The 22,766-nt window shown below is 35.9% G+C and carries 17 protein-coding genes; 5 read left to right on the forward strand and 12 right to left on the reverse strand.

Features of this window, described 5'->3' with window-relative positions; all coding sequences use genetic code 11:
- The first annotated feature begins 6 nt into the window (after positions 1-6).
- Positions 7-2,352 carry a translocation and assembly module lipoprotein TamL gene (gene tamL / locus NG809_RS06565; RefSeq protein WP_262149150.1) on the forward strand — a complete coding sequence of 782 codons (2,346 nt, stop codon included), beginning with the start codon at positions 7-9 and terminating at the stop codon, positions 2,350-2,352.
- Between the two features lie 410 nt (positions 2,353-2,762).
- Entirely contained in the window at positions 2,763-3,695 is a 933-nt protein-coding gene (locus NG809_RS06570; protein WP_262149151.1) for a YihY/virulence factor BrkB family protein, read from the forward strand.
- Between the two features lie 41 nt (positions 3,696-3,736).
- Here NG809_RS06570 and argS read toward each other — a convergent pair whose 3' ends face one another.
- The 3 genes from argS to NG809_RS06585 form a co-directional block, all read right to left on the reverse strand.
- Positions 3,737-5,497 (reverse strand): arginine--tRNA ligase, encoded by a 1,761-nt coding sequence (gene argS / locus NG809_RS06575; protein ID WP_262149153.1) that lies wholly within the window; start codon positions 5,495-5,497, stop codon positions 3,737-3,739.
- 84 nt (positions 5,498-5,581) lie between these two features.
- Complete coding sequence (locus NG809_RS06580) at positions 5,582-7,267, reverse strand: SusD/RagB family nutrient-binding outer membrane lipoprotein (RefSeq protein ID WP_262149155.1); 1,686 nt, start codon at positions 7,265-7,267, stop codon at positions 5,582-5,584.
- Positions 7,268-7,278: 11 nt separating this feature from the next.
- Positions 7,279-10,245 (reverse strand): SusC/RagA family TonB-linked outer membrane protein, encoded by a 2,967-nt coding sequence (locus NG809_RS06585; protein WP_262149157.1) that lies wholly within the window; start codon positions 10,243-10,245, stop codon positions 7,279-7,281.
- 206 nt (positions 10,246-10,451) lie between these two features.
- On the opposite strand from NG809_RS06585, the gene NG809_RS06590 reads away from it, so the two are divergent.
- Positions 10,452-11,036, forward strand: a complete 585-nt coding sequence (locus NG809_RS06590; RefSeq protein WP_262149159.1) for a ribonuclease HII — start codon at positions 10,452-10,454, stop codon at positions 11,034-11,036.
- Positions 11,037-11,159: 123 nt separating this feature from the next.
- Here NG809_RS06590 and yidC read toward each other — a convergent pair whose 3' ends face one another.
- The 3 genes from yidC to NG809_RS06605 form a co-directional block, all read right to left on the reverse strand.
- Positions 11,160-12,959, reverse strand: coding sequence for a membrane protein insertase YidC (yidC, locus tag NG809_RS06595; protein WP_262149161.1), 1,800 nt, complete (start codon positions 12,957-12,959; stop codon positions 11,160-11,162).
- Positions 12,960-13,137: 178 nt separating this feature from the next.
- The gene (locus NG809_RS06600) at positions 13,138-14,745 is read right to left on the reverse strand and encodes a CTP synthase (RefSeq protein WP_262149163.1); all 1,608 of its coding nucleotides are present in this window, start codon (positions 14,743-14,745) and stop codon (positions 13,138-13,140) included.
- Positions 14,746-14,978: 233 nt separating this feature from the next.
- Entirely contained in the window at positions 14,979-15,323 is a 345-nt protein-coding gene (locus NG809_RS06605; protein ID WP_262149165.1) for a hypothetical protein, read from the reverse strand.
- An 88-nt stretch (positions 15,324-15,411) separates the two neighbouring features.
- Here NG809_RS06605 and radA point away from each other — a divergent pair, with 88 nt between their 5' ends.
- Both radA and NG809_RS06615 read left to right on the forward strand, forming a co-directional pair.
- Positions 15,412-16,761, forward strand: coding sequence for a DNA repair protein RadA (radA, locus tag NG809_RS06610; protein WP_191737756.1), 1,350 nt, complete (start codon positions 15,412-15,414; stop codon positions 16,759-16,761).
- Between the two features lie 53 nt (positions 16,762-16,814).
- A complete protein-coding gene (locus NG809_RS06615) occupies positions 16,815-17,405 on the forward strand; it encodes an acyl carrier protein phosphodiesterase (protein WP_262149167.1) in 591 nt (196 codons plus the stop codon).
- A 69-nt stretch (positions 17,406-17,474) separates the two neighbouring features.
- Here NG809_RS06615 and NG809_RS06620 read toward each other — a convergent pair whose 3' ends face one another.
- The 6 genes from NG809_RS06620 to NG809_RS06645 form a co-directional block, all read right to left on the reverse strand.
- Positions 17,475-18,257, reverse strand: a complete 783-nt coding sequence (locus tag NG809_RS06620; protein ID WP_262149169.1) for a DUF3575 domain-containing protein — start codon at positions 18,255-18,257, stop codon at positions 17,475-17,477.
- Between the two features lie 53 nt (positions 18,258-18,310).
- Positions 18,311-19,282, reverse strand: a complete 972-nt coding sequence (locus tag NG809_RS06625) for a T9SS type A sorting domain-containing protein (protein WP_262149170.1) — start codon at positions 19,280-19,282, stop codon at positions 18,311-18,313.
- A 199-nt stretch (positions 19,283-19,481) separates the two neighbouring features.
- Entirely contained in the window at positions 19,482-19,607 is a 126-nt protein-coding gene (locus NG809_RS06630; RefSeq protein WP_262149171.1) for an NAD(+)--rifampin ADP-ribosyltransferase, read from the reverse strand.
- 230 nt (positions 19,608-19,837) lie between these two features.
- Positions 19,838-20,875 carry a hypothetical protein gene (locus NG809_RS06635; protein WP_262149172.1) on the reverse strand — a complete coding sequence of 346 codons (1,038 nt, stop codon included), beginning with the start codon at positions 20,873-20,875 and terminating at the stop codon, positions 19,838-19,840.
- Positions 20,876-21,345: 470 nt separating this feature from the next.
- On the reverse strand, positions 21,346-21,804 hold the full coding sequence (locus NG809_RS06640) for a hypothetical protein (RefSeq protein WP_262149174.1): 459 nt from the start codon (positions 21,802-21,804) through the stop codon (positions 21,346-21,348).
- A gap of 58 nt (positions 21,805-21,862) precedes the next feature.
- Complete coding sequence (locus NG809_RS06645; protein WP_262149176.1) at positions 21,863-22,705, reverse strand: Kelch repeat-containing protein; 843 nt, start codon at positions 22,703-22,705, stop codon at positions 21,863-21,865.
- Positions 22,706-22,766: the final 61 nt, after the last annotated feature.

A 22,766-nucleotide genomic window follows, 5' to 3' on the forward strand; every position in this document is an offset into this window, starting at 1 on the left:
TTAAACATGAAAAACAAACTCAATATATACTGTAAATATTTTTTGGTTTCAGGGATGACTGCGACGATTATTTCCTGCAGCAACACCAAATTTCTAAAAGACGGCCAGCTTCTGTACACCGGAGCAGAAGTAAAAGTAGAAAGTGATTCTTTAACCAAGAAAGAAAAATCCGCACTGCAATCAGCTTTGGAAGAAAATCTTACGCCAAAACCGAACTCTTCATTCTTGGGTTTAAGACCAAAACTGTACGCTTACAATGCGACCAAAGAACCGAAGAAAGAAAAAGGTTTGAGATACTGGCTGAAATATAAATTTGGGGAAGAACCTGTTTTGCTCGGCGATGTTGACAGAGAATTCAATAAAGATATCATCGTCAATTATTCTGAAAACAAAGGTTATTTCAATGCTAAAGCGAAATACGATACCATTTCAAAAAATAAAAAAGCGCAGGTTATTTATACATTGAACCCTGGCGGAAGATACTTAATCAGCAATGTAAAATTTCCTGCAGATTCCAGTTTAATCAATCAGGAAATTCAGATTTTAAAGGAGAAATCATTACTGAAAGCCGGAAATCCTTTTGACCTCGACGTGATTAAAGCGGAAAGACAGAGAATTGATGACGGTTTAAAAGATAAAGGTTTCTATTACTTCAACCCCGATAACATCATCGTTCAGGCAGACAGCACCGTCAGCAAAAATCATAAAGTGGAAATGATTGTCAAATTAAAGGACAACACTCCAAAACTGGCGACAGAGCAGTTTACGATTGATAAAGTCGTGGTTTTCCCAAATTATAATCTTCGTGATGCCAAAAACGGACTGTACAATATTCCGATGACTGAAGATTCACTGAAAGGCTATGAATACAACGATATTTACGTCGTGGATCCCAGGAAGAAATTCAAACCGAGAATGTTTGACCGTGCGTTGTATTTTGACAAAGGCGATATTTACAACAGAAAAGACCACAATTTGTCACTGAACAGACTCATCAGTTTAGGCGTTTTTAAATTTGTTAAAAATGAATTTGTGGTTTCGGATTCTTTAAATCATAAATTCGATGCCTACTATATTTTAACGCCACGAGAACTTCAGTCTTTGCGTCTGGAAGCTTTAGGTAGAACCAACTCTGCCAATTACGCGGGAAGTGAATTAAATTTAAACTGGACTCAAAGAAACTTTTTCCGAGGAGCAGAACAGTTTAAAGCCTCTGTTTATGGTGCTTTTGACGTCCAGATTGGAGGCCCTGCAGATGCAGAAAATATTTTCAGAGCGGGAGCGAATGCTCAGCTTTCCATTCCAAGAATTGTGGCGCCGTTCCGTTTTAATTCTTCAAGCGCTTTCGTGCCAAGAACCAATATTAAACTGGGATATGAGTTTCAGAACAGAACGACTTTATACACATTGAATACTTTCAATGCGACATTCGGTTATCAGTGGAAAGAAAATGTAAGAAAAGAGCACGAGCTTAATGTAATTGATGTTTCATTGATCGACCCTGCGAATGTTACCCCAAAATTTGTTGAAAGAGCTAAAAACAATCCATATCTGCAGAGAATCACAGACCAACAGCTAATTTTCGGACCGACTTATTCTTATACCTACTCCACCACAATGCTTCCTCAGAAAAATACATTCTATTATAAAGGGATGCTCGATTTGGCGGGAAACATTACCGGATTAATCACCGGTGCAAACGAGAAGGAAGGAAAACAGAAAAATATTTTCGGAGTTCCTTTCAGCCAATATGCGAAGATTGAAAACGATGTCCGTTTCTATCATAAATTTACCGAGAAAACTTCATTAGCTACGAGACTAATTGCCGGAGTTGCGCTTCCTTACGGAAATTCAAAATACATTCCTTTCTCAAGACAGTTTTTCGTGGGTGGAAGTAACAGTATCAGGGCTTTCAGAGCGAGAACTTTGGGACCCGGCAGCTATGATCCAAGAACACAGGAAAATGGTTTTGTTTTTGATCAGGCAGGTGATGTGAAGCTGGAATTAAATGCAGAATACAGAGCCAATCTATACAAATTTTTAAACGTTGCAGCATTTGTTGACGCAGGAAATATCTGGTTAATCAATGATGAGTTTAATACAGCTGGAGAAAACACAAGACCTGGCGGAAAATTTTCCAAAGAATTTTTAAGTGAAGTTGCTGTTGGAGCCGGTGTTGGTTTAAGACTAGACTTTTCAATTTTAATTTTAAGACTAGATTTAGCAATGCCTTTGAGAGTGCCTTACTACGAAAAAAGTGACAGATGGGTACTGGACAGAATCAATTTTGGAGATTCCAGCTGGAGAAGAGATAATTTAATTTTAAATATTGCGATTGGATATCCATTTTAGGAAGCTTTTGGCCGATGGCAATTGGCTTTTGGCTTTTGATTGTATCATATTTCAATACATTGCAAAATAAAATATTATAGAAACGGGCTTCAGTCCGTTTTTTTTGTTTAAAAATTCCGGAGGCTCTAGCTAAGACTATTTTCTATGTCTATTCGATTTATTCTTAAACATTAATCGAGATAGTGGAATTGCAGGATATTTAATCCTGATTTGCCGGAAGAAATTAATTCAGAGATTCTGTAAAACGATATTTTGGATTTTGCCTTCTATAATTTCTCACTCCTATAAATTATCAAACGAAATTTGTGAGAATTTCCTTTAAGGAATAGTCTTTGCGGTAATTATAACAATCAATTTTTCCTTTCGAAAATAGAGATTTAAACCAAATCACACTTTTAAATATTTCAATTATGCTAAAAGAATTAAAATTTTTCTGGGAAACCGTCAAAGAAACATTTACTGAATACAACAGTTCATCTGCCTCCAATGATTCGGCGAGTCTGGCTTATTATGCTATTTTTTCCATTCCTGGATTGTTGATTATTATCATTTGGCTTGCAGGATATTTCTTTGGTGAAGAAGCAATTCGCGGACAGATAAGCACTCAGATCAGTGGAATGATGGGTGCAGATGCCGCAAAAAGCGTGGAAGAGATGATTGCCGGTGCACTCATTGATAAAGAAAATATTTTTATGAAAATTGTAGGTATCGGATCGTTGGTTTTTGGTGCAACAACATTATTTTTCCAGTTACAGCGATCATTAAATAATCTTTGGGATGTAGAAGCTGCTCCTAAAAAGGCTCTGGTAAAATTTTTACTGGATAGAGCCAACTCCTTGGGAATGATTCTTATTTTAGGGTTTTTGCTTGTGATCACTATGGTTCTGACCTTAGTAATCAGTATCTTAAATGATTTTATTGCCAGAACAATTGGTTTGGAAACGTACTATATTATTGAAATTATCAACTTTGCAGTAGGTTTTGGAGTTACGACACTGTTGTTTGCATTGATGTATAAAGTTTTACCTGACGTAGAAATCAGTTGGAAATCAGTTTGGAAAGGGGCAATGCTGACTTCCGTTTTGTTTACTTTAGGGAAGTTTCTACTGAGTTTATACTTCAGCGAATTTAAACCAACATCAGCATTTGGTACCGCAGGAACCATCATCTTAGTAATGCTTTGGATCAATTATTCCTGTCTAATGATTTTCTTCGGAGCCGAATTTACAAAGGTGTATACTTACAAAAAAGGCTACAGAATAGCGCCATCAAAACACGCCAAATGGAGCAGCGCAAAATTGTATAAAGACAGTCAGGTCAAAAATGAAACTCCGGCAGTGTAAACATAAAAAAGCCTCTTAGAAAAATCTGAGAGGCTTTTGTTTTACATTCTGTTTACCGTTCCTATACCAAGAAGTGACAAAGATTTTTTTATAGTCAGTGCCGTGAGATTGGATAAATTCAAACGGAATTGTTTTAAATTTTCATCTTCAAGCTTTAAAATAACATTGCTCTGATAAAATGAGTTGTACGTTTTTACCAAGTCGTAAAGATAGTTCGCAACCAAAGCCGGACTTAATAATTCAGCTGCTCTTTCAACTACAGATTTGTAGTTTGCCAACTGCATAATTAATTCTTTTTCATGTTGATTCAATTCCACTTCAGTAACTGGTTTGTTCATGTAGTTCGCCTTAATCAACAGCGAATGAATACGGGCGTAAGTATAAAGAATAAATGGTCCTGTATTTCCGTTAAAATCAATACTTTCTTCAGGATTGAAAAGCATTTTCTTTTTAGGGTCAACTTTCAGCATGAAATATTTTAATGCTCCCATTCCAATATTTTCGTAGTTGCTGTTCTTTTCTTCCTCTGTAAAGTTTTCAAGTTTTCCGAGCTCTTCAGATTTCAGTTTGGCAATATCAAACATGTCCTGCATTAATTCATCTGCATCAACTACAGTTCCTTCACGTGATTTCATTTTTCCGTTCGGAAGCTCTACCATTCCGTAAGATAAATGGAATAACTGATCTGCCCATTCGTATCCCAATTTCTTTAAAACCTTAAACAAAACCTGGAAATGGTAATCTTGTTCGTTTCCTACCGTGTAAATCAACTTCTGAAGATTGTTTTCTTTAAAACGTTCCACAGCTGTTCCCAAATCCTGAGTCATGTACACGGAAGTTCCGTCTGAACGAAGTAAAAGTTTTTGGTCTAAACCTTCATTTGTCAGATCACACCAAACCGAACCGTCTTCTTTCTGATAGAGAATACCTTTGTCCAAACCTTCCTGAATAAGGTCTTTTCCTAAAATATAGGTATTACTTTCATATTGAACCTGATCGAAATCAACCCCAAGTCTTTTATAAGTTTCACCAAAACCTTTATAGACCCATGAATTCATTTCATTCCAGAGATTTCTCACTTTTTCGTCTCCATTTTCCCAATCGAGAAGCATCTGTTGAGCTTCTTTTATTAAAGGAGCATCTTTTTTAGCCTGATCTTCGGAAATGCCTTGTTCAACCAATTCAGCAATCTCTTTTTTATATTCCTGATCAAATTTTACGTAGTAATTTCCTACAAACTTATCACCTTTCACATGATTAGTTTCCGGAGTTTCTCCTTTTCCAAATTTCTCCCAAGCCAACATCGATTTACAGATATGAATTCCTCTGTCGTTGATAATCTGACTTTTAATCACATCATAGCCAGCCTCCTCAAGAATCTGAGCCACAGAAAAACCTAATAAATTATTTCTGACATGCCCTAAGTGAAGCGGTTTGTTGGTATTCGGCGAAGAATATTCCACCATTACGGTTTCATTTTTCTTTTCGATAGTTGAAAACTGTTCAGAAACTGTTGTAAACTGATCAACAAAAAACTGATTTTTAACTTTCACATTTAAAAATCCTTTCACCACATTGAAACTTTCCAGTAATTCGGTTTGCTCAGTCAATGCCTGTCCCAATTCTACCCCAATGCTTTCAGGGTTTTTCTTCAACTGTTTCACCAAAGGAAAAGTAACAATGGTAAAATCGCCTTCAAACTCAGTTTTATTCTCCTGAATTTCAAGTTTTATATCTTTCAACTGATAGACGTTAAGAATAATCTCTTCCAGTTTCTCTTCTATAATATTTTTAATATTCATTATTTATCGTTTGAAATACAAATATACGGAAATAAAAAAACCGCCCGAAGGCGGTTTATAGTATAATTTAAGCTTTGCTAAAAATTAGTTCTGATTCCAGAATGGAGTAAACTGATTTTTAACGAATACCTGAGCCTGACTTACATTTGGTACATTTGATGAATTACCAGTATATTCAGAAACAGGATAAATCAATCTGTACGGCTTGTTAGGAAAAATTGCATTATCTGCATTTGGAATTGCCGGATAACCTGTTTTTAAGAAGTTGATATATGTTTCAACCTGTCTCAAATTTGCTAAAGATACAAATCTCTGGTACTGAATAGCAAGAATTTTATTTGATGCACCATTCCAACCTACTGAGGTATTGTTTAATGCATTTAGATAATTTGTTGCTCTTGCTGGTAATAATTTGTAGAAAGCAAATGAATTTTGAACAGCTGTATTATAAGCACCTTGTGCACTAAACGTAAAGATTCCAGGATACAGAGTTGCAGCTTCGGCAAGCAATAACTGATTCTCTGATGCCAAAGCTAAATAACCATCCATAGCACCGCCAACTTCTGCAATATAAGATCCCGCAGAAGTATCACCTTGGAAAACCATCGCATAAATCGCCTGATTGCTGATGTCAGGATTTACTTGTGGTGGAATTTGCGTAGGAGCAGTTTCGTCAAATGTACTTCCGATAAACTTCCATCCAATATATGAATATTGCCACTCAGTGCTACCCGCTGGTTTAACACCACCCTGACGAATACCAACAACGCTGCTTGGTGGTTGTGGAGCAGCAGAAGTTGAAGTTGTTGCTCTTCTAAATATTTGACTTCCACGATAATCACCTGTAGTAGATCCATACAATGTCCCATTAACAGAGTTAGCATAATACTGAGAAGCTTTGTATAATCTCCAGCCATTTGTATTCAAAGAAGATCCCTGAAAGTTAACAGCTCCGTAGTTACTAAACAATGGATTTGGTGTAGCTGAATTTTTATTGCTATAACCGGGGTTAATTACAACATCTCCAACGTAAAAATCTGCTGTAGAAGAAGTAGCTAATGTCTGAAGTTGTGCATCAACATAACTTCTAACCGATGGGGTGGTAACTTTTGATTGTCTTAAAAGTAATTTTAACTTTACGTTTTTAGCAAACTTCTTCCAGTTAGCCATATTACCTCCAAAAATTACATCTTCCTGTGGAGTAACTACTGTATTACCATTAACAACTGTATTATCTATATCTAAAATTGCTTTGTTAATTTCCTCTACTAAAGCTCTATAGATTGTAACGTCATCGTCATATCTCGGTGTTAGGTTATTCTGCCCTTTAAACGCTTCAGAATAAGGTGCATCACCATAAAAATCAACTACATACTGCAACTGATAAGCTTTTAGAATTCTAGCAATTGCCGAATGTAATGGCAAAGCAGATCCCTTATCTATGATACCTTGCAAATTATTAGCAGCATTATAGCTACTAGACCAAATACCTGTACCAAAAGTATTACTAATATCAAGAGAATACTCTCTAGTCAATGGATTTCCAAAGTAATAATAATTACCTGCCCAAGTATTGGTCCATACATTTGAAAGTGAATTCATTGTTCCAGCCTGCGCGGTCATTACTAAATTCTGAGCGGCAGTTAAAGTTTGTCTTGGAGAAATTTCTGAAGGATCAACATTATTTGGAGATATATTATCATCAATCTCTCTACAAGAAGATACAAAAGCAACAAGTGCCAGTGATGAATATAAAAATATTTTTTTCATTTTTTAATTAATTAAAAATTAACATTTACACTAAATCCGTAAGATTTAATAGATGGGTATTGAGATACTCCTGCGTATCCTTGAGCATTACCTGTACCTGTTGAAGTCTCAGGATCTGCAAAATTTCTGTTAGATTTTGCATATTGTACAAATGGATTTCTTGCATGTACTCCTAATGTAATACCACTTAATCCACTGTTTCTAAGCATATCTGCGGAGAATGTGTAGGATAAAGATACTTCTCGAAGTTTAAAATAAGACCCTGAAAATACATGATTTGATCCTACTGTATTAAACTGATTTTGATAGTAATACTCGACACCGTCATATTTAGGATTACCTGTGACACCAGCAATTGTATAAAATACGTCATTGTTGGCAACATACTGCCCATTTACCAAATACGATGAATTTGGCATAATAAATCCTTCTTCTCTGTTAAAGCTTCCACTTTGAGGTAAATTTCCACTAAACGCCATATTTTGCAGAATTTCGGTGGTCATCTTTCCTCCTATTCTCCAGTCAGCAGTTGCTGTAAGTTTAAAACCTTTATAAGTTAAGTTTGTATTGAAGCCCCAAAGATATCTTGGATTTGTAGTACCTAAATTCTTCAAATCTGAAGTAACCGTTGGTCTACCTGTGGAACGATCTACAATAATTCTACCTTGGTCATCACGAACAAAGTCAGAGCCCATAAGCTGCAGACCCTTCATGCCTTTTACTGCGTATACTCCCACTAATGTAGTACCTCCAATAGCCACTCTATCTGTGTCAGGAGTGACTTCAAGAACTTCCATGCTGTAAGTTGTTAAGTTGGCACCCACATCCCATTTGAAATCTTGGCTTTTTAATGGTGTTACAGTAATATCTGCATCAAGACCTCTATTTCTCAGCTTACCAATATTTGTTCTTAATGTTGAAATACCTGAAGAGATTGAAGTATTTGTATCAGTGATCATATCTGTAGTATCGTCTTGATAAACAGCACCATTTAATAAAACTCTATTATTCCAAAATCCTAATGATAAACCAATTTCTTTTTTAGAAACTTTTTCAGCTCTAATATTAGCAGATGTCTGTCCAGTAGGGTTTACGAAACTTAAACCACCGTTAGCTGTAAAAGGAAAACCACTTCCAAGACCAAAGTAATTTCTAATACTATATGCTCCTACTGATGAAGAGTTTGCGGTTCCACTTATGTTTCCGTATACTTTCATATAGCTTAAAGCGTTTCCTCCAAACTCAAACGCCTTTGTAGGAATAAAACTCACACCTACAGAAGGGAAGAAGTAACTTCTTTCATCTTTTGAAAGAACTGAATTCCACTCATTTCTCGCTGTTGCAGTTAAGTATAAGTAATCTTTGTATCCTAAATCTAAATTTCCGAAAACAGCATGGGAGTTGTAAGAACCTCTTTGATTATCAAGACCATAAGGATTTGAAGGATTTGATAAATTCCAAACCTGGTATAAACCTGGAATAATTATTCCACTACCACCTGCACTTGTGGTATTATAAGCAAAATTTTGGAAGTTATGCCCTACATTAAGTTTCATATTGATATCATCGGTAAGATCATAATTAAAATTAACTAATAAATCACCATAATATCTATTTTGACTTGAATTTGACTGAAAATATGAAGATGTGATAGCAGCAGGTGCGGTATTAATCGCACTAGACCAGCCATCATTCCACTGATTGCTAAATGCACCAACATACTGTAAATTTGATCTGTATAGTAAATCAATATTTTTATTTACCTTATATCCCACACTACCGACTAAATTCAATCTGTCAGTTGTCGTGTTAAATCTTTGATGTTTTATAGCCCAATATGGATTTTGGTAGTAGATATTCCATGCATATCCATTATCGGGATAGTCTCTAAATTTAGTGATGGGAACATCAACAGATGACATCAACAAATCTTCATAAAGACCACTATCAGTGGTATTTGTTGTTTGACGTGTATAGTTCACGATTGCATCAAAACTCCATTTTTTAAATTTAGTTCCCGCTTTCATAAAGGCAGATAATCTTTTCAGCTTGTCATCAGCCACAACGAATTCTCGTTGCAAGTGATCCACTGACATCAATAAATAGCTATTTTCATCACCTATATTAGCAGTTACACCATTTTGCATTACTGTACCTGTCTGAAAGAAATCTTTGACGTTATTTCTTCCATAAGGAGCATAGGTTGACATAATTGATGAAGATTCATCTGGTGTTGGCGTATTATCATCAATATTAACTTCAATTAAACCATCTCCATTAACATCAGCCAAAGGAATACCATAGGGTACAGTTTGTCCACCCAAAGGACCATTAAATGGTGCACCCCACGAACCGTTTTCAACATTCACTTTACCTCCATACCAACCTTGTCCGTATAGTCTCTGTCTTTCTGGAGTATTTAACACCGTCTCAAAGTCCAGAGAACCATTGTAAGTCACTCTCATTCGTCCTTTACTCCCCTTCTTCGTATTAACTAGTACAACACCATTCACACCATCAGATCCATACAATGCAGCTGCTTGAGATCCTTTAAGGATATTCATTGATTCAATTAGTTCTGGTGCCAACTGATTTAGTGCAGCAGCGGAAGAAATTACATTATCAATAACAACCAAAGCATTATTGTTACCTGTAAGAGATCTCATTCCTCTAATTTGAATCTTTGGAGTACCAGTTACACTACTGTTAGTATTTGTAATAGTCACACCAGAAACCTTACCCTGAAGAGCCAACACTGCATTCGGGTTAGATGCAGCAGTAATCTGATCACTACTAACAACCTGTACAGCAGCTGTTTGCGCGTCAGCTTTCTTTGTAATACCTAGGGCTCCAGTAATAACTACCTCACCAATCTGTGTTTCTTTTGGAATTGTATCATTGGTCCCTTGCTGAGCGTTAACTAAAGACACGGATGATGACAAAACTACCAGTAGAACACTTGCTGTTAATTTCTTCATATTTAAATTGATTATTTTTTACTAAATGCAAATATGTGAAACTTTCTTAAATTAAACAAATGTTTTGTTAAAAATATTTAACACGACTTGCATATATTATAATAATTACTAATTTTTTACAAATGTAATCGTAATTGTTAATCATTTTTATGATTTCAGTAATGAGAATTTTGCTCTTATATTTGCAAAATATTTGATAAAAATAAATGAATCAATTAATTAAAAAATATTCTGAGTATATCGAGGCCGGTTGTGATGAAGTGGGGCGAGGCTGTCTTTGTGGTCCCGTAGTGGCTGCGGCTGTGATTATTGACGAAACTTTTGAGCAGCATTTAATCGATGATTCTAAAAAACTTAATTTTAAAACAAGAATTGACCTTGACTCCTACATAAAAGATCATGTGAAATGCTACGCTATTCATGAGCTACCCCCATCTTATATTGATGAGCACAATATTCTAAATGCCAGTATTCATGCAATGCACGGAGCTTTAGACAATCTCAGCATCCGACCTGAATTTATTCTTGTGGACGGAAACAGATTTCATCCTTACAATTTTATTCCGCACCAGTGTATTATAAAAGGTGATTCAAAAATATTAGCAATTGCGGCAGCTTCTGTTTTAGCAAAAAATTACAGAGACAAATTAATGATGGAATTGCACCATGAATTTCCGGAATATGGCTGGAATACCAACTTTGGATATGCCACAAAATACCATCAGCAGGCACTTGTAAAATATGGCCCTACTTTGCATCACAGACGGTCTTTCAGGTTGAAATATGATTAAACTAAAAGTTAATTTAAGATTAACATATTATTAAGCCAAAAATTATTATTTGAAATCGATCTAAATAAAAAAGAGAAGCACTTACTATGCTTCTCTTTGTATTTTTCAATGGTTCTAAAACCTTTATTTTCTGTTTGATTTCTGCTGGCCCTGAGCTTTTTGCTGCTCCTGAGCTTTCTCCATCATTTCACGCATTCTCTTCTGGAATTTGCTTTCAGTTTTAGGCTTTTCTTTGTTGGCCTGAATCTGTGCATGAATTTTCTTTTCATCTAAAATCAAATATTTAATCACTAAAATAATTAAAATGTTAATCGCATTAGACACGAAATAATACCATGACAAACCAGAAGCAGACGTGTTTAAGAAGAACAGGAATGTGATAGGGAAAATATACATTAACACCTTCATATTTGGCATTCCTTCCTGCTGTGGCTGCTGCATATTTCCAGAAGTCATTACGGTATAAATTAAAATCACAACTGTACACGCAATTGCAAATACACTTAAATGCTCTCCTAAAAACGGTACATTAAATGGTAATTTAATTAAATCATCGTAAGCTGTCAGATCTTTTGCAAACCAAAAACCTTTACCTCTCAAATCAATAAAGTTCGGGAAGAAACGGAATAATGCGTAGAAAATCGGGATTTGCACCAGCGCCGGAAGACATCCTGCCATTTGATTCACGCCTGCTTTTCTGTAGATTTCCATAGTTGCCTGCTGCTTCTTCATCGGGTCAGCATCTTTTAATTTGGCAGTTGCTTCATCGATTTCCGGACGGATTACTCTCATCATTGCACTCAGCTTGTGCTGTTTGTACATGATTGGTGAAAGAATTAATTTTACAATAATCGTCATCAGGAAAATTACCCAACCTGCGGACAATCCCCATTCTGCGATGAAATTGTACATAGGCATGAAAAAATAACGGTTCATTGCTCCTATGAAAGACCAACCTAATGGTAAAATTTCGTCAAAATTTTTGTCATAAGATTTTAATAATGGCAAATCCAGTGGCATGAAGTACCAGGTGAAGTCCTGATTCAATTCACCACCGCTCATTCCTACGAAACCTTCAAAATTTAATTTTTTCAGGTATTCTCCTTCTTCGATAGTTTCCTGATTACCTTTACTATTGGTGAAACCTGTTTTAGCTTCAATTACAGAAGAGAAAAACTGCTGTTTTACACCAATCCAGTTCAGGGTTTCTTCATCTTCAGACATATCAGTTCTTCCGTCGTAATCATAATCTTTATAATTATTAAATGCGTACGAAAATTCGGAATGAGACTGCTCCTGTGCTCTACCTTTTTCAAGATTTCTCACATTATAATCCCAGATAAAATCTGCTTTGTTGTCGGAAGATACATTAGCTAAACCTTTAGTTCTAACCTTAAAATCAACAGTGTATTTCGGCATCAGCGTGTAAACAAACTGAATAACAGCACCGTTTAGATTAGCCGTCAACGTTGCTGCATTTCCAGCAACTGAAGGGGTAAAAACTAAATCTTTAGTATTGATAGTTTTCCCTGCTTTATCTTTAAACTGAAAACCATAGTTGGAGTTGTTTTTCGTGATTAAATAAAGCGGAAGATCTGCAACATCAGTCTTTTGGTTATAAGCCTTGAATTTAGCAAGCTCAACTTTAGAAACCTGCCCTCCTAAACTTGAGAATTCAATTTTAAGCTCATCATTTGCAAGATTTACATTTTGAATTGCTCCCGGAGTTACATTAGTGTTGATTTGAGCTGTCTGACTCTGCTTTACAGCGCTTTTTGCCTGTTCTGTTTTCTGTTGTTCAGCTTTCAGTTTTTCTTCTTCAGCACTATTTCTCTGGAAATAAAACATGAATCCGAAAAGAACCAAACATAAAACCGCAAAACTAATCATCTGACTTTTATCGAGTCCTTTGTTCTGTTGCATTTTATTTTTATTAAAATTTTTAAATTTTATGAAGTAATGATTTTATTACTTTTTTAAGTCGACAAAAATACTGTTTTTTTATCAGAACTCTATACTATAATATCTTACTATATAATAAACTCAGGCTGAGAAAGATCAGTCTGAGTTTATCTATGACGTTTGTAATTTCAGAAATACTTTATTTTGCCGAACAAGCCTTAATAAAAGCTCTGAATAAAGGATGCGGACTTGCTACTGTACTCTTGTATTCCGGGTGATACTGTACCCCAACATAGAACGGGTGATCCGGCATTTCCAAAGCTTCGACCAATCCGGTTTCAGGGTTTGTACCGGTTGCATTGAAACCGTTGTCTTCAAATTCCGCGATATAATCACTGTTGAATTCGTATCTGTGACGGTGTCTTTCAGAAATATGTTTGCTTCCGTAGATTTCAGATAATTTAGAACCATTTTTAACGGCACATTTCCAGGCTCCAAGACGCATTGTTCCACCTTTATCCACTACATTTTTCTGCTCTTCCATTAAAGAAATTACAGGATGCTCTGTGGAAGTATCAAACTCCATTGAGTTGGCTTTGGAATAACCTAAAACGTTTCTTGCAAATTCAACAGTCATGATCTGCATTCCTAAACAAATTCCCAACATCGGAACTTTATTTTCCCTTGCGTACTGCGCTGTAAGAATTTTACCTTCAATACCTCTGTCACCAAATCCCGGGGCAACCAAAATCCCGGAAACTCCGTCTAATGATTCTTTGATATTTTCTTTGGTTAAATCTCCACTGTAAACCCATCTGATTTTCACTTCGGTTTCAAGATCAGCACCTGCGTGTTTGAAAGCTTCAGCAATAGAAATATAAGAATCCTGAAGTGAAATATATTTTCCAACCAAAGCAATCTCAACGGTTTTCTTAGGATTCTGGAATTTTTTAAGGAAAGTTTTCCAGTCTTTAAGATCGGCTTCTTTGTCGCTCTTTAAATCTAATTCTTTAAGAACTACATCATCAAAGTTTTGTTTCTGAAGGTACATTGGAACTTCGTAAATCGTTTCCAGATCTTTACACTCAATCACATTATCCAAAGGAACATTACAGAACTGAGCCAGTTTTGCTCTCTGGTCTTTTGGAATTTTATGTTCGGTACGGCAAACCAAAACATCAGCCATAATTCCGCTTTCCATCAACTGACGAACGGAATGCTGAGAAGGTTTTGTTTTTAATTCTCCGCTTGAAGCCAGATAAGGCAGTAAAGTCAAGTGAATCACCATAGAATTTTTCTCACCCAGTTCCCATTTCAGCTGACGAACAGTTTCGATGTAAGGTAAAGATTCGATATCCCCTACAGTTCCACCAATTTCAGTGATGATGATATCGTAATTCTGTTTGGATAGAATTTTAATTCTTCGCTTGATTTCGTTGGTGATATGAGGAATTACCTGAACTGTTTTTCCAAGGAAGTCTCCTTTTCTTTCTTTTTCGATTACAGTCTGGTAGATTTTTCCTGTCGTAACGTTGTTGTTTTGAGAAGTTGGCGAGTCAAGATAACGCTCGTAGTGACCTAAATCCAAATCCGTCTCTGCACCATCTTCGGTAACATAGCATTCACCGTGCTCATAAGGATTCAAAGTACCCGGATCGATATTGATATAAGGATCAAGTTTTTGAATTGTTACATTGAAGCCACGTGATTTTAGCAGTAGACCAAGAGAAGCTGAAACGATTCCCTTTCCCAAAGATGAAGTTACACCTCCTGTCACAAAGATGTACTTTGTATTCTTTTTACTCATTAGATTAGGTTTGTGCAAAGTTAGGACAAAAAGAAAAGCAAAGCAATTTTGTTCAGCTTTAAAATCGTATTTGAAATAAAAAAGGTTTCCAATACTGCTATCGAAAACCTTTACCCAAACCAAATTATATAATATGAAAAACTATTATAAACATTTTAAAATTAAAACAATTATTGATTGTTTTAAAACGAAACAAAGATATGAATTTTTAAACAATTAGATATTGATCTATGTTAAGATTTTCCTTTCGAGGAAATTATTTGGTTACCAAAATAGATCAGAAAAAGTACAATCCCAGAATTAAGATACATTAAGAGACTGACCAGAGAATCGTCATCTCTTCCAAAAGGATAGAAACCGGAAATAATTAGACTTGTTAAATAGATAATCTCAAAAAGAACCGCTATTTTTCCTACTGAATCATAGTTTCTTTTAAAAAATAAAACTGTAATAAATGCAATAACGGTCGTAATGCAGCATTCCGCTAATATCAGAAAGGGAAACATTCCGAAAGTTCCTCCAGGCAAATTTAAAACTGATAATGTAACAATGCACAGTAAAAAATTTAGAATTGACATTGAGACAAAAATCTGAGCACTTCTAAGTAAAACATTTTTCATAGCCGAAAATTAAGAAAATTTAAAAAAAATTCTTCAACTTCGCAGTATGGCAAAACTCAAAACAGCATATTTCTGTCAGAACTGCGGATCACAATACCCACAATGGACCGGGCAATGTAAAAACTGTCTGGAATGGAACACTTTGGTAGAAGAAATTGTAGAAAAAACCTCATCAAAAACACCTCCTTTTTCAAAATCAAAACAGCACGTCATCAACATTATTGAAGTTGAAGCTGTGGAAGAACCGAGAATAAAAACGCCTTCCGACGAGCTCAACAGAGTTTTGGGCGGTGGAATTGTTTTAGGATCTGTCACGTTGATTGGTGGCGAGCCCGGAATTGGAAAATCTACTCTTCTTTTACAGCTTGCCTTGAAGATGAAAAAGAAAATTTTCTACGTTTCCGGTGAAGAAAGTGCGTCTCAAATCAAAATGAGAGCCGACCGTTTGGCTGAAATCAAAAATCCAAACTGTTTTCTGTACACCGAAACTTCATTGGAAAAAATACTTCATGAAGCCAAAAAACTGGAGCCCGATTTTGTGATTATTGATTCCATTCAAACCTTGCAGTCTCAGCTGATTGAAAGTTCGCCCGGCACAGTTTCGCAAATCCGTGAATGTTCGAATGAGATTATAAAATATGCCAAAGAAAACAATGTTCCTGTCTTTTTAGTCGGTCACATCACAAAAGATGGACAAATCGCCGGACCAAAAGTTCTGGAACACATGGTGGACGTTGTTTTAAACTTTGACGGCGACAGAAATCACCTTTTCAGATTGTTGAGAGCCAATAAAAACCGTTTCGGATCGACTGCTGAAATCGGGATTTATGAAATGGTTTCACAAGGTTTAAAGGAAATTAAAAATCCATCAGAAATTTTAATTACCAAAAAATCTGAAGAACTTTCAGGAAACTCTGTTGCAGTAACTCTGGAAGGAAACCGACCAATGCTTCTGGAAATACAGGCTTTGGTAAGCACAGCCGTTTACGGAACACCACAAAGAAGCTGCACTGGTTTTGACTCTAAAAGACTAAATATGCTTCTGGCAGTTTTAGAAAAAAGAGCAGGTTTTCAGTTGGGGGCAAAAGACGTTTTCTTAAATATAACGGGAGGGATAAAAACCGATGATCCCGCACTGGATTTGGCGGTTGTTGCCTCAATTTTGTCATCAAATGAAGATATTGCCATCTCGGAACATTACTGTTTTGCGGGAGAAATTGGTTTAAGTGGAGAAATTCGCCCTATCGCTCAAGCTGAGCAGAGAATTACAGAAGCTGAAAAACTGGGTTATGAAAAGATTTTCATATCAAATTTAAATAAACTTCCAAAGAAAAAATTCGGGATTAAAATTGAGGAAGTGAGCAAGGTCGAGGATTTTCATGAGAGGCTGTTTTAAAATTTTAATCGCAGTTAAGATTTTAGCTCTAATAAACAAACAAAACAAAAAGTATGAACTTCCTCGCCCACTCTTTTCTTTCATTTTCCGACGGGCAGATTGTCGGGCAGTTTCTGGAAGATTATATCCGGAATAAAGATCGTTTTTCTTTCCCGAAAGACATCCAAAACGGAATTACGATGCACCGCGCCATTGATACGTTTACAGATTCTCATCCTGCGATTCATGAGGCAAAGAAAGTTTTCAGTCCGCTTGTAAGATTATATTCCGGTGCTTTTGTGGATGTTTCGATGGATTATTTTTTAGCTAATGATCTAACAGTTAATTCATTAAAAGGCTGGAAATCGCACTCGCAGAATGTTTATAAAGTTTTAAATCAACACCTTTATCTATTTCCTGAAAATTTTAAAATAATGCTGTCACGAATGGAATCTGAAGATTGGCTTTACAACTACCGAAGTGACAAAAACATTGGTTTCAGTATGAAGAATGTTTTGAATAAAGCGAAATATTTAGAAAAAGACATTCCCGTTTTTGAGGCGTTCTCAGAAAATAAAAAATTCCTGAAAGAATGCTATGACAACTTCTTTCAGGAACTGTATTTACATGCAAAACAGACCAATGATCTGATGACGCAGTTTTAGATTTAAATGAATGTTTTTCTTTGCCCCGTCCCTAAAGGGTGGAAAAACATCTCGAAAATTCACTATAATTTAGAATCTGTAACCTATCGACAATCCGCTTCTAAAACCGGCCCACGGACCATCTACTTTTATTCTTGCACCTTCGGTATTGGTTTCTACCGTGTAATCAACAAAAGGGATATCAAGATCTTCAATTTCTTTTTTAAGCTGAGCCTGCATTTCCGGAGTAAGAAAAATATCGCTGGTTAAGGCAAAATCTCCTTTTCCTGTTCCGTAATGTGCTCCGGCAATCCAAAAATCGAGAACTAAACTCTGAGCTTTGTTAAGAAAAAACTGAGCTCCAACCATCAGACCTCCGCTGTGACCGCCTGCTTCCCCTTTTCCCATCAGAGGAATTGGGTAGACGACACCATTTACAGGCTGAAAATTGTAGTAAAAATCAAAATCATTAGATTCTACACTGGAGTAACGGTAATATGGGGCAAAATAAAATCCTTTCCCATAGCCATGACCGATGTAAAATCTTGGCTCTAAGGTAAAATTCGTTGCTCTGATTTCTAAGTTCTGAAACTGTTTTTCGTCTTCATCATTCAAAAAAGAATTGATGAAAGGTACTTTTCCTTCAGGCATGGTTCCAAATCCTATTGCCAATGAAAACCATTGATTCAGTGATCTTTCATAGGTTAAGTTAAAATTTCTGAACGCATACGCCGTTACGTTGGTTTTAACGATATTCATTTTCTCAGGAACTTCTGCAGCCGGAGGAATGGGATTTACGATTGGGTTTTCAATCTGAGCCTGCACGAATGATATCATGCTGATGGCCAAAAGCGAGGTAATTTTTCGGATCATAACTGGTGATTTTGGTGTGAAAAATTTATATCAAAAAGCAGGCAAAAAACATATTATTTCTTGATGAGCTTTTTGGTTTCAGATAAAACTCCGTCTTTTTCGGTAGTGATAAAATAAACTCCCGACGGAAGATCAGATACCTGAACAGCTTCTTTGTTCTTATTGATTTGTTTTAAAATCTTCCCTTCTGCATTGTAAATCACAATATTTGCATTGTCGGCATTTTTGAAATGTACTACATCTATCGCAGGGTTAGGATAAAACTCCAGTTTATTTTTCAGCTGAGCATCTTTTATGGCGAGATACACTTCATTTAACGCCTGAGCAACATTGCTGTTTTGCGGAGCGCCATTTCCAATTGTAATGGCTGCATTGGTAGTTGTGAACAGAGGTGCTTTGTGCGTACTATCATAGTATGCATAAGCTGTATTAACTACAGAACCTAACGGTAAAAATCCAAGACTCATATTAAAATTCTGAATAGATTTTACTCTCACCACATTGTTATAAGTTTTTGGACCAACGATTAATGTACCTGCAGCATCAGCCTTAATATTGATTGTGCCTGCAACACTACCACTTATCCCAGAATAATTGAAAACACCTGCAGCGGTATCTGAATATTCATTGTTATATGCCGTAGGGTAATTTAAAAAAGTTCCGTTGTCTGTATTCAGATTGATTGTTGCCTCAGGTGTAATCAGTGCAGTAATTTCTAATTTTGTTGCAGTCTGCTTATAGAAAACCGTAGTTCCGCTATTCACATACTTCAAAGTAGATCCCGGATAGGATGAAATTTCTGCAGAAGTTGGTGTGGAATATACTCCCGGGCTTGCAGCTCCCTGCGTAAGTGATCCATTACTAAATACAACATTATTACCTGTGGCAGAGTGATCAGGCGTGCCATTCAGGCTTACATAATTGTTTACATCACCGGTCGCCGGGTCGTGAAATGCTTTGGTAATGGTAGTTTGGGCATTAGCCAGTGAAACACAAAGTGTTAAAGACAGTAGAGTTTTTTTCATGATGTAAATTTTATCTAAAATTACACAAAAAAACAGATGCCAATTCAAATTAATTTTAAGAAATTTTTAACACACTAATCAATATAGAATATTATAAGGTTATAAAATCGATTAATCCTTTTGTGGATAAAATCACGAATTGCAAATCCGCGAAATCTGTAGCAATTATATACTGATATTTTCTCAGACGATGAGAAGTTTAATTTACAATTTTATAATTTGAATTAAAACCTGCACTGAGCAAATCTCCAATCTTTAAATCGGCTTTTGTGCCGTGGTAGAAAGGACCTAAGTCTAAAATTTTTTCGCTTTTTTTGTCTTGCATGAGAATAATTTTTGAGATGGAAGTAGCAGTAAACTTAGTAATTAGTTTTAAAATGGAAAAACCACTTTGATGTGAGCGTTGTAAAAGATTGTGGGTACGAAAGAGAAGCACAGCATGGGATATTTTTTAAGTAATTGGGTTATTTTTATATACAGGCCAGACGGAGGGATTCTTACGGTAGCGATGAAAGATTAATGATTAAAAATAAGCAGCGTAGGGGTTTCCACAACTTATTCAACTTCATTTTCCGCTTTTGGTTGGGATTTCGGTTGCTGGATATATTTTATCATTTTATCAAAATTTTTATCATAAACTAATGCGTAATCTGGAGCATTTACCTGTTTCAACAAAATTCCGTTGTATGGTGTGGTCACTTTGGTATCTGTATTCATATAAATTTCTTCAGAATAATCTTCGCCATCCGCACTGTATTTCAAATGATCCATTAAAACTTTGTCATAAAAGACTTCATTATAAACAAGATAATATTGCTGAGCTCTTGGCTGGTCTGGAAGTGCGTAGACAAGCAACATGTACCGATCTTCCAGGTTATTCCCGGTATGATTAAGGAGAATGGCCATTTCTTTTTTATTGAGGCCCGTAAGTTCACCAGACCACATCAAATCTCTGCTTGTCTGATTTCCTTTTGTTCTGTAGCGATAATTTTTCCCTTCATCAGAATTGAAAAACTCAATCAATTTTAATTTGATACCACTTGGAAGTGCGCTTATTCCATAATTATCTGATGTTTCGATAAAATAATCGGCATATTTTGTATGGAACTCTTCAGGATCAATAAGACTTTCAAATCGATTTGCTAAAGATGAAATCTTAGGATAAGTTGCTTTTCCGTTCACAGCCAGTTTTAAGTATTTGATAAGATTTTCCTGTTCCCCAGTTCCTTGAAACTTATCTAAATTTGTCGGTGAATTCTCTTGAATCAGCGAAAAAGTCATATCATTGACATCATCAGTTTTATCCATCGCAAAAATTCGGTCATTGAATTCAAGCTGGTATAAAGTGTCTGGTAATTTTTCGTAAATATCCCGGAATTTTTCATCTGTCAGCTTTCCTTTTATTAGATAAGAATCATCTCCAACAAATACGAATTCGTTTGAATTTTGAGAAATCACAGCAACATCATTGATCTGATTATTAGAAGATTCTTCATTGTTTTTAAAGATATTAGTTTTTTTGAAAAGTAGTAAACCTGCGAATGCAAAAATGAGAAATGCAAAGATTGCGAAGATTATTTTTTTTGATTTCATTTCTTAGTGTTTATATTTATTATTAAAACTAAACATTCTTAACCAAGAATGAAAGATTTATTTATTATTTATCATAGCTATTAGAAACTTTAATAGAAAAATATCCTAACGTGTAAACCAGGAATTTGTTTTGATTGGAAAAACAGCATGGGAAAAGTCACGGATTGTAAATCTGCGACGTCGGGACTTTTTCTTTAAAACCTCACGAACAACTCTTCTACGCTTGTCAGCCAGTATAGACATTCGATTTTCATTCTTAAAGACTCAAAAACGAGTATAAATGACTCAAAAATGAGCTTAACAGATTCGTTTTTCAGTGTTAAACACTCGTTTTCCAGTATCAAAGACTGGTTTTTGAGTGTTGAAGACTCTTTATTGAATCTTTATGTGTGGTTTGTGAGTGTTTTCTCTTAGAAATGTGTCAATAGGTACGGTACGAGCGAGACGCTCGCACCAGCGGGGAGAATCATTTATTCTGTATACCCTTCTCCTGTAATAATTGCTGCTTCAAATGAAGCCACAATTTCAGATACCGGTATCGAAAAGACTCCTGCCTCCCCCTTATCAAATTCTTTTTTCCAGAAATCATAACCTTCAATTTTGTTGGGAAGTCTTACTTTTGCGTTTTTTAATTCAGTAATACTTTTATGTAGAGCTTCCTCAGTAATTGGAATATGAGTTATTTCATTTGAAAGATCTTTCTCTCCTTTAGAGCTATCAACATTTAGTCCTCCAATTGAAATATGAATCACCTTTCCCTGTTCCGGGTATTCTTCTATTTTTAAAATTTTAAGAGTAGAGTTTTCCTCTTCGTTTCGGGTATGGTAATTCCACTCCTGACCGACTTTGTATTGTACAACTTCAGAATTTTTGCACTTGGTAAGGAAAATTGTTAAAAGGAGTGCCGTTAAATATTGGATTTTGTTCATAGTGGAGATTTTGTGGTATGACGCAGCTTGAGGATACTTAGTGGAGCGCGCATCGGGTTTATTTACCAGAAAGCACCTCTTCGCTAATATCCGCAACCTGAATGCTTTTAATCGCTGATTTGGTTGAGGATGCTGTACTTCCGCCCATGATGTATAATTTATTGTTATGTATTTCCGCAGCAGCGTGTCGTCTGGGAATCATATTGGATGATAACTTGTGCAGCTTGTTGGTTTCTGTATCAAAATAGGCAAGGAAATTTTGATTATTATAACCGCATGCAATAAAAATCTTAGTACCGGATACCGCTAAAGAATGACCGGATATCGCAGCAGGCATCGTATATTGCTCAGTCCACTCATTTTTGTTGAGATCAAAAACATTGACCAGGCGGGATGATGTACCGTTAAAACCACCAATAACATAGAGCTTATCATTCACAATTTTGCCTCTTGCTTCTCTGGCTGTTGGCATATTCGGTAAAGTGTGCCATGTATCTGAAGCAATGTCGTAATATTGGAATCTGTCAGAAAACACTGTGGTGGCGGCATTGTTGAGCCCACTTCCTCCGAACGTATATATTTTTCCATTATGGATGGCAGAACCTGCATTTCCTGTGTAGGCACGGTTAACAGCTCCTTTCGTTTTTTGATGCGTTTCAAGGTCTATAATTTCAAGATGGCTGTTCCCCCACCCGTTAAAAATATAAACTTTATTACCGTAAGTCTCCGAATTGGCAAATCTTTTAGGAACCAAAGTAGAATTGATAACACTCCAGCGGTTATCCTTAATACTGTATTTTTCAATAAAAACAGCATTACCATCCGAATCTTTATAACCATTGCTCACATAGATATTGTCTCCTGCAATGGTACTGCTTACCGCTCCTCTTCTCACAGACATATCCGAAAGATTTTTAAAATTTAAGGTTTGTGCACTGGCTAAACATAAACCGAAAAGTGAG

Source organism: Chryseobacterium foetidum, assembly GCF_025457425.1.
In the GTDB taxonomy this organism is placed as follows: domain Bacteria; phylum Bacteroidota; class Bacteroidia; order Flavobacteriales; family Weeksellaceae; genus Chryseobacterium; species Chryseobacterium foetidum.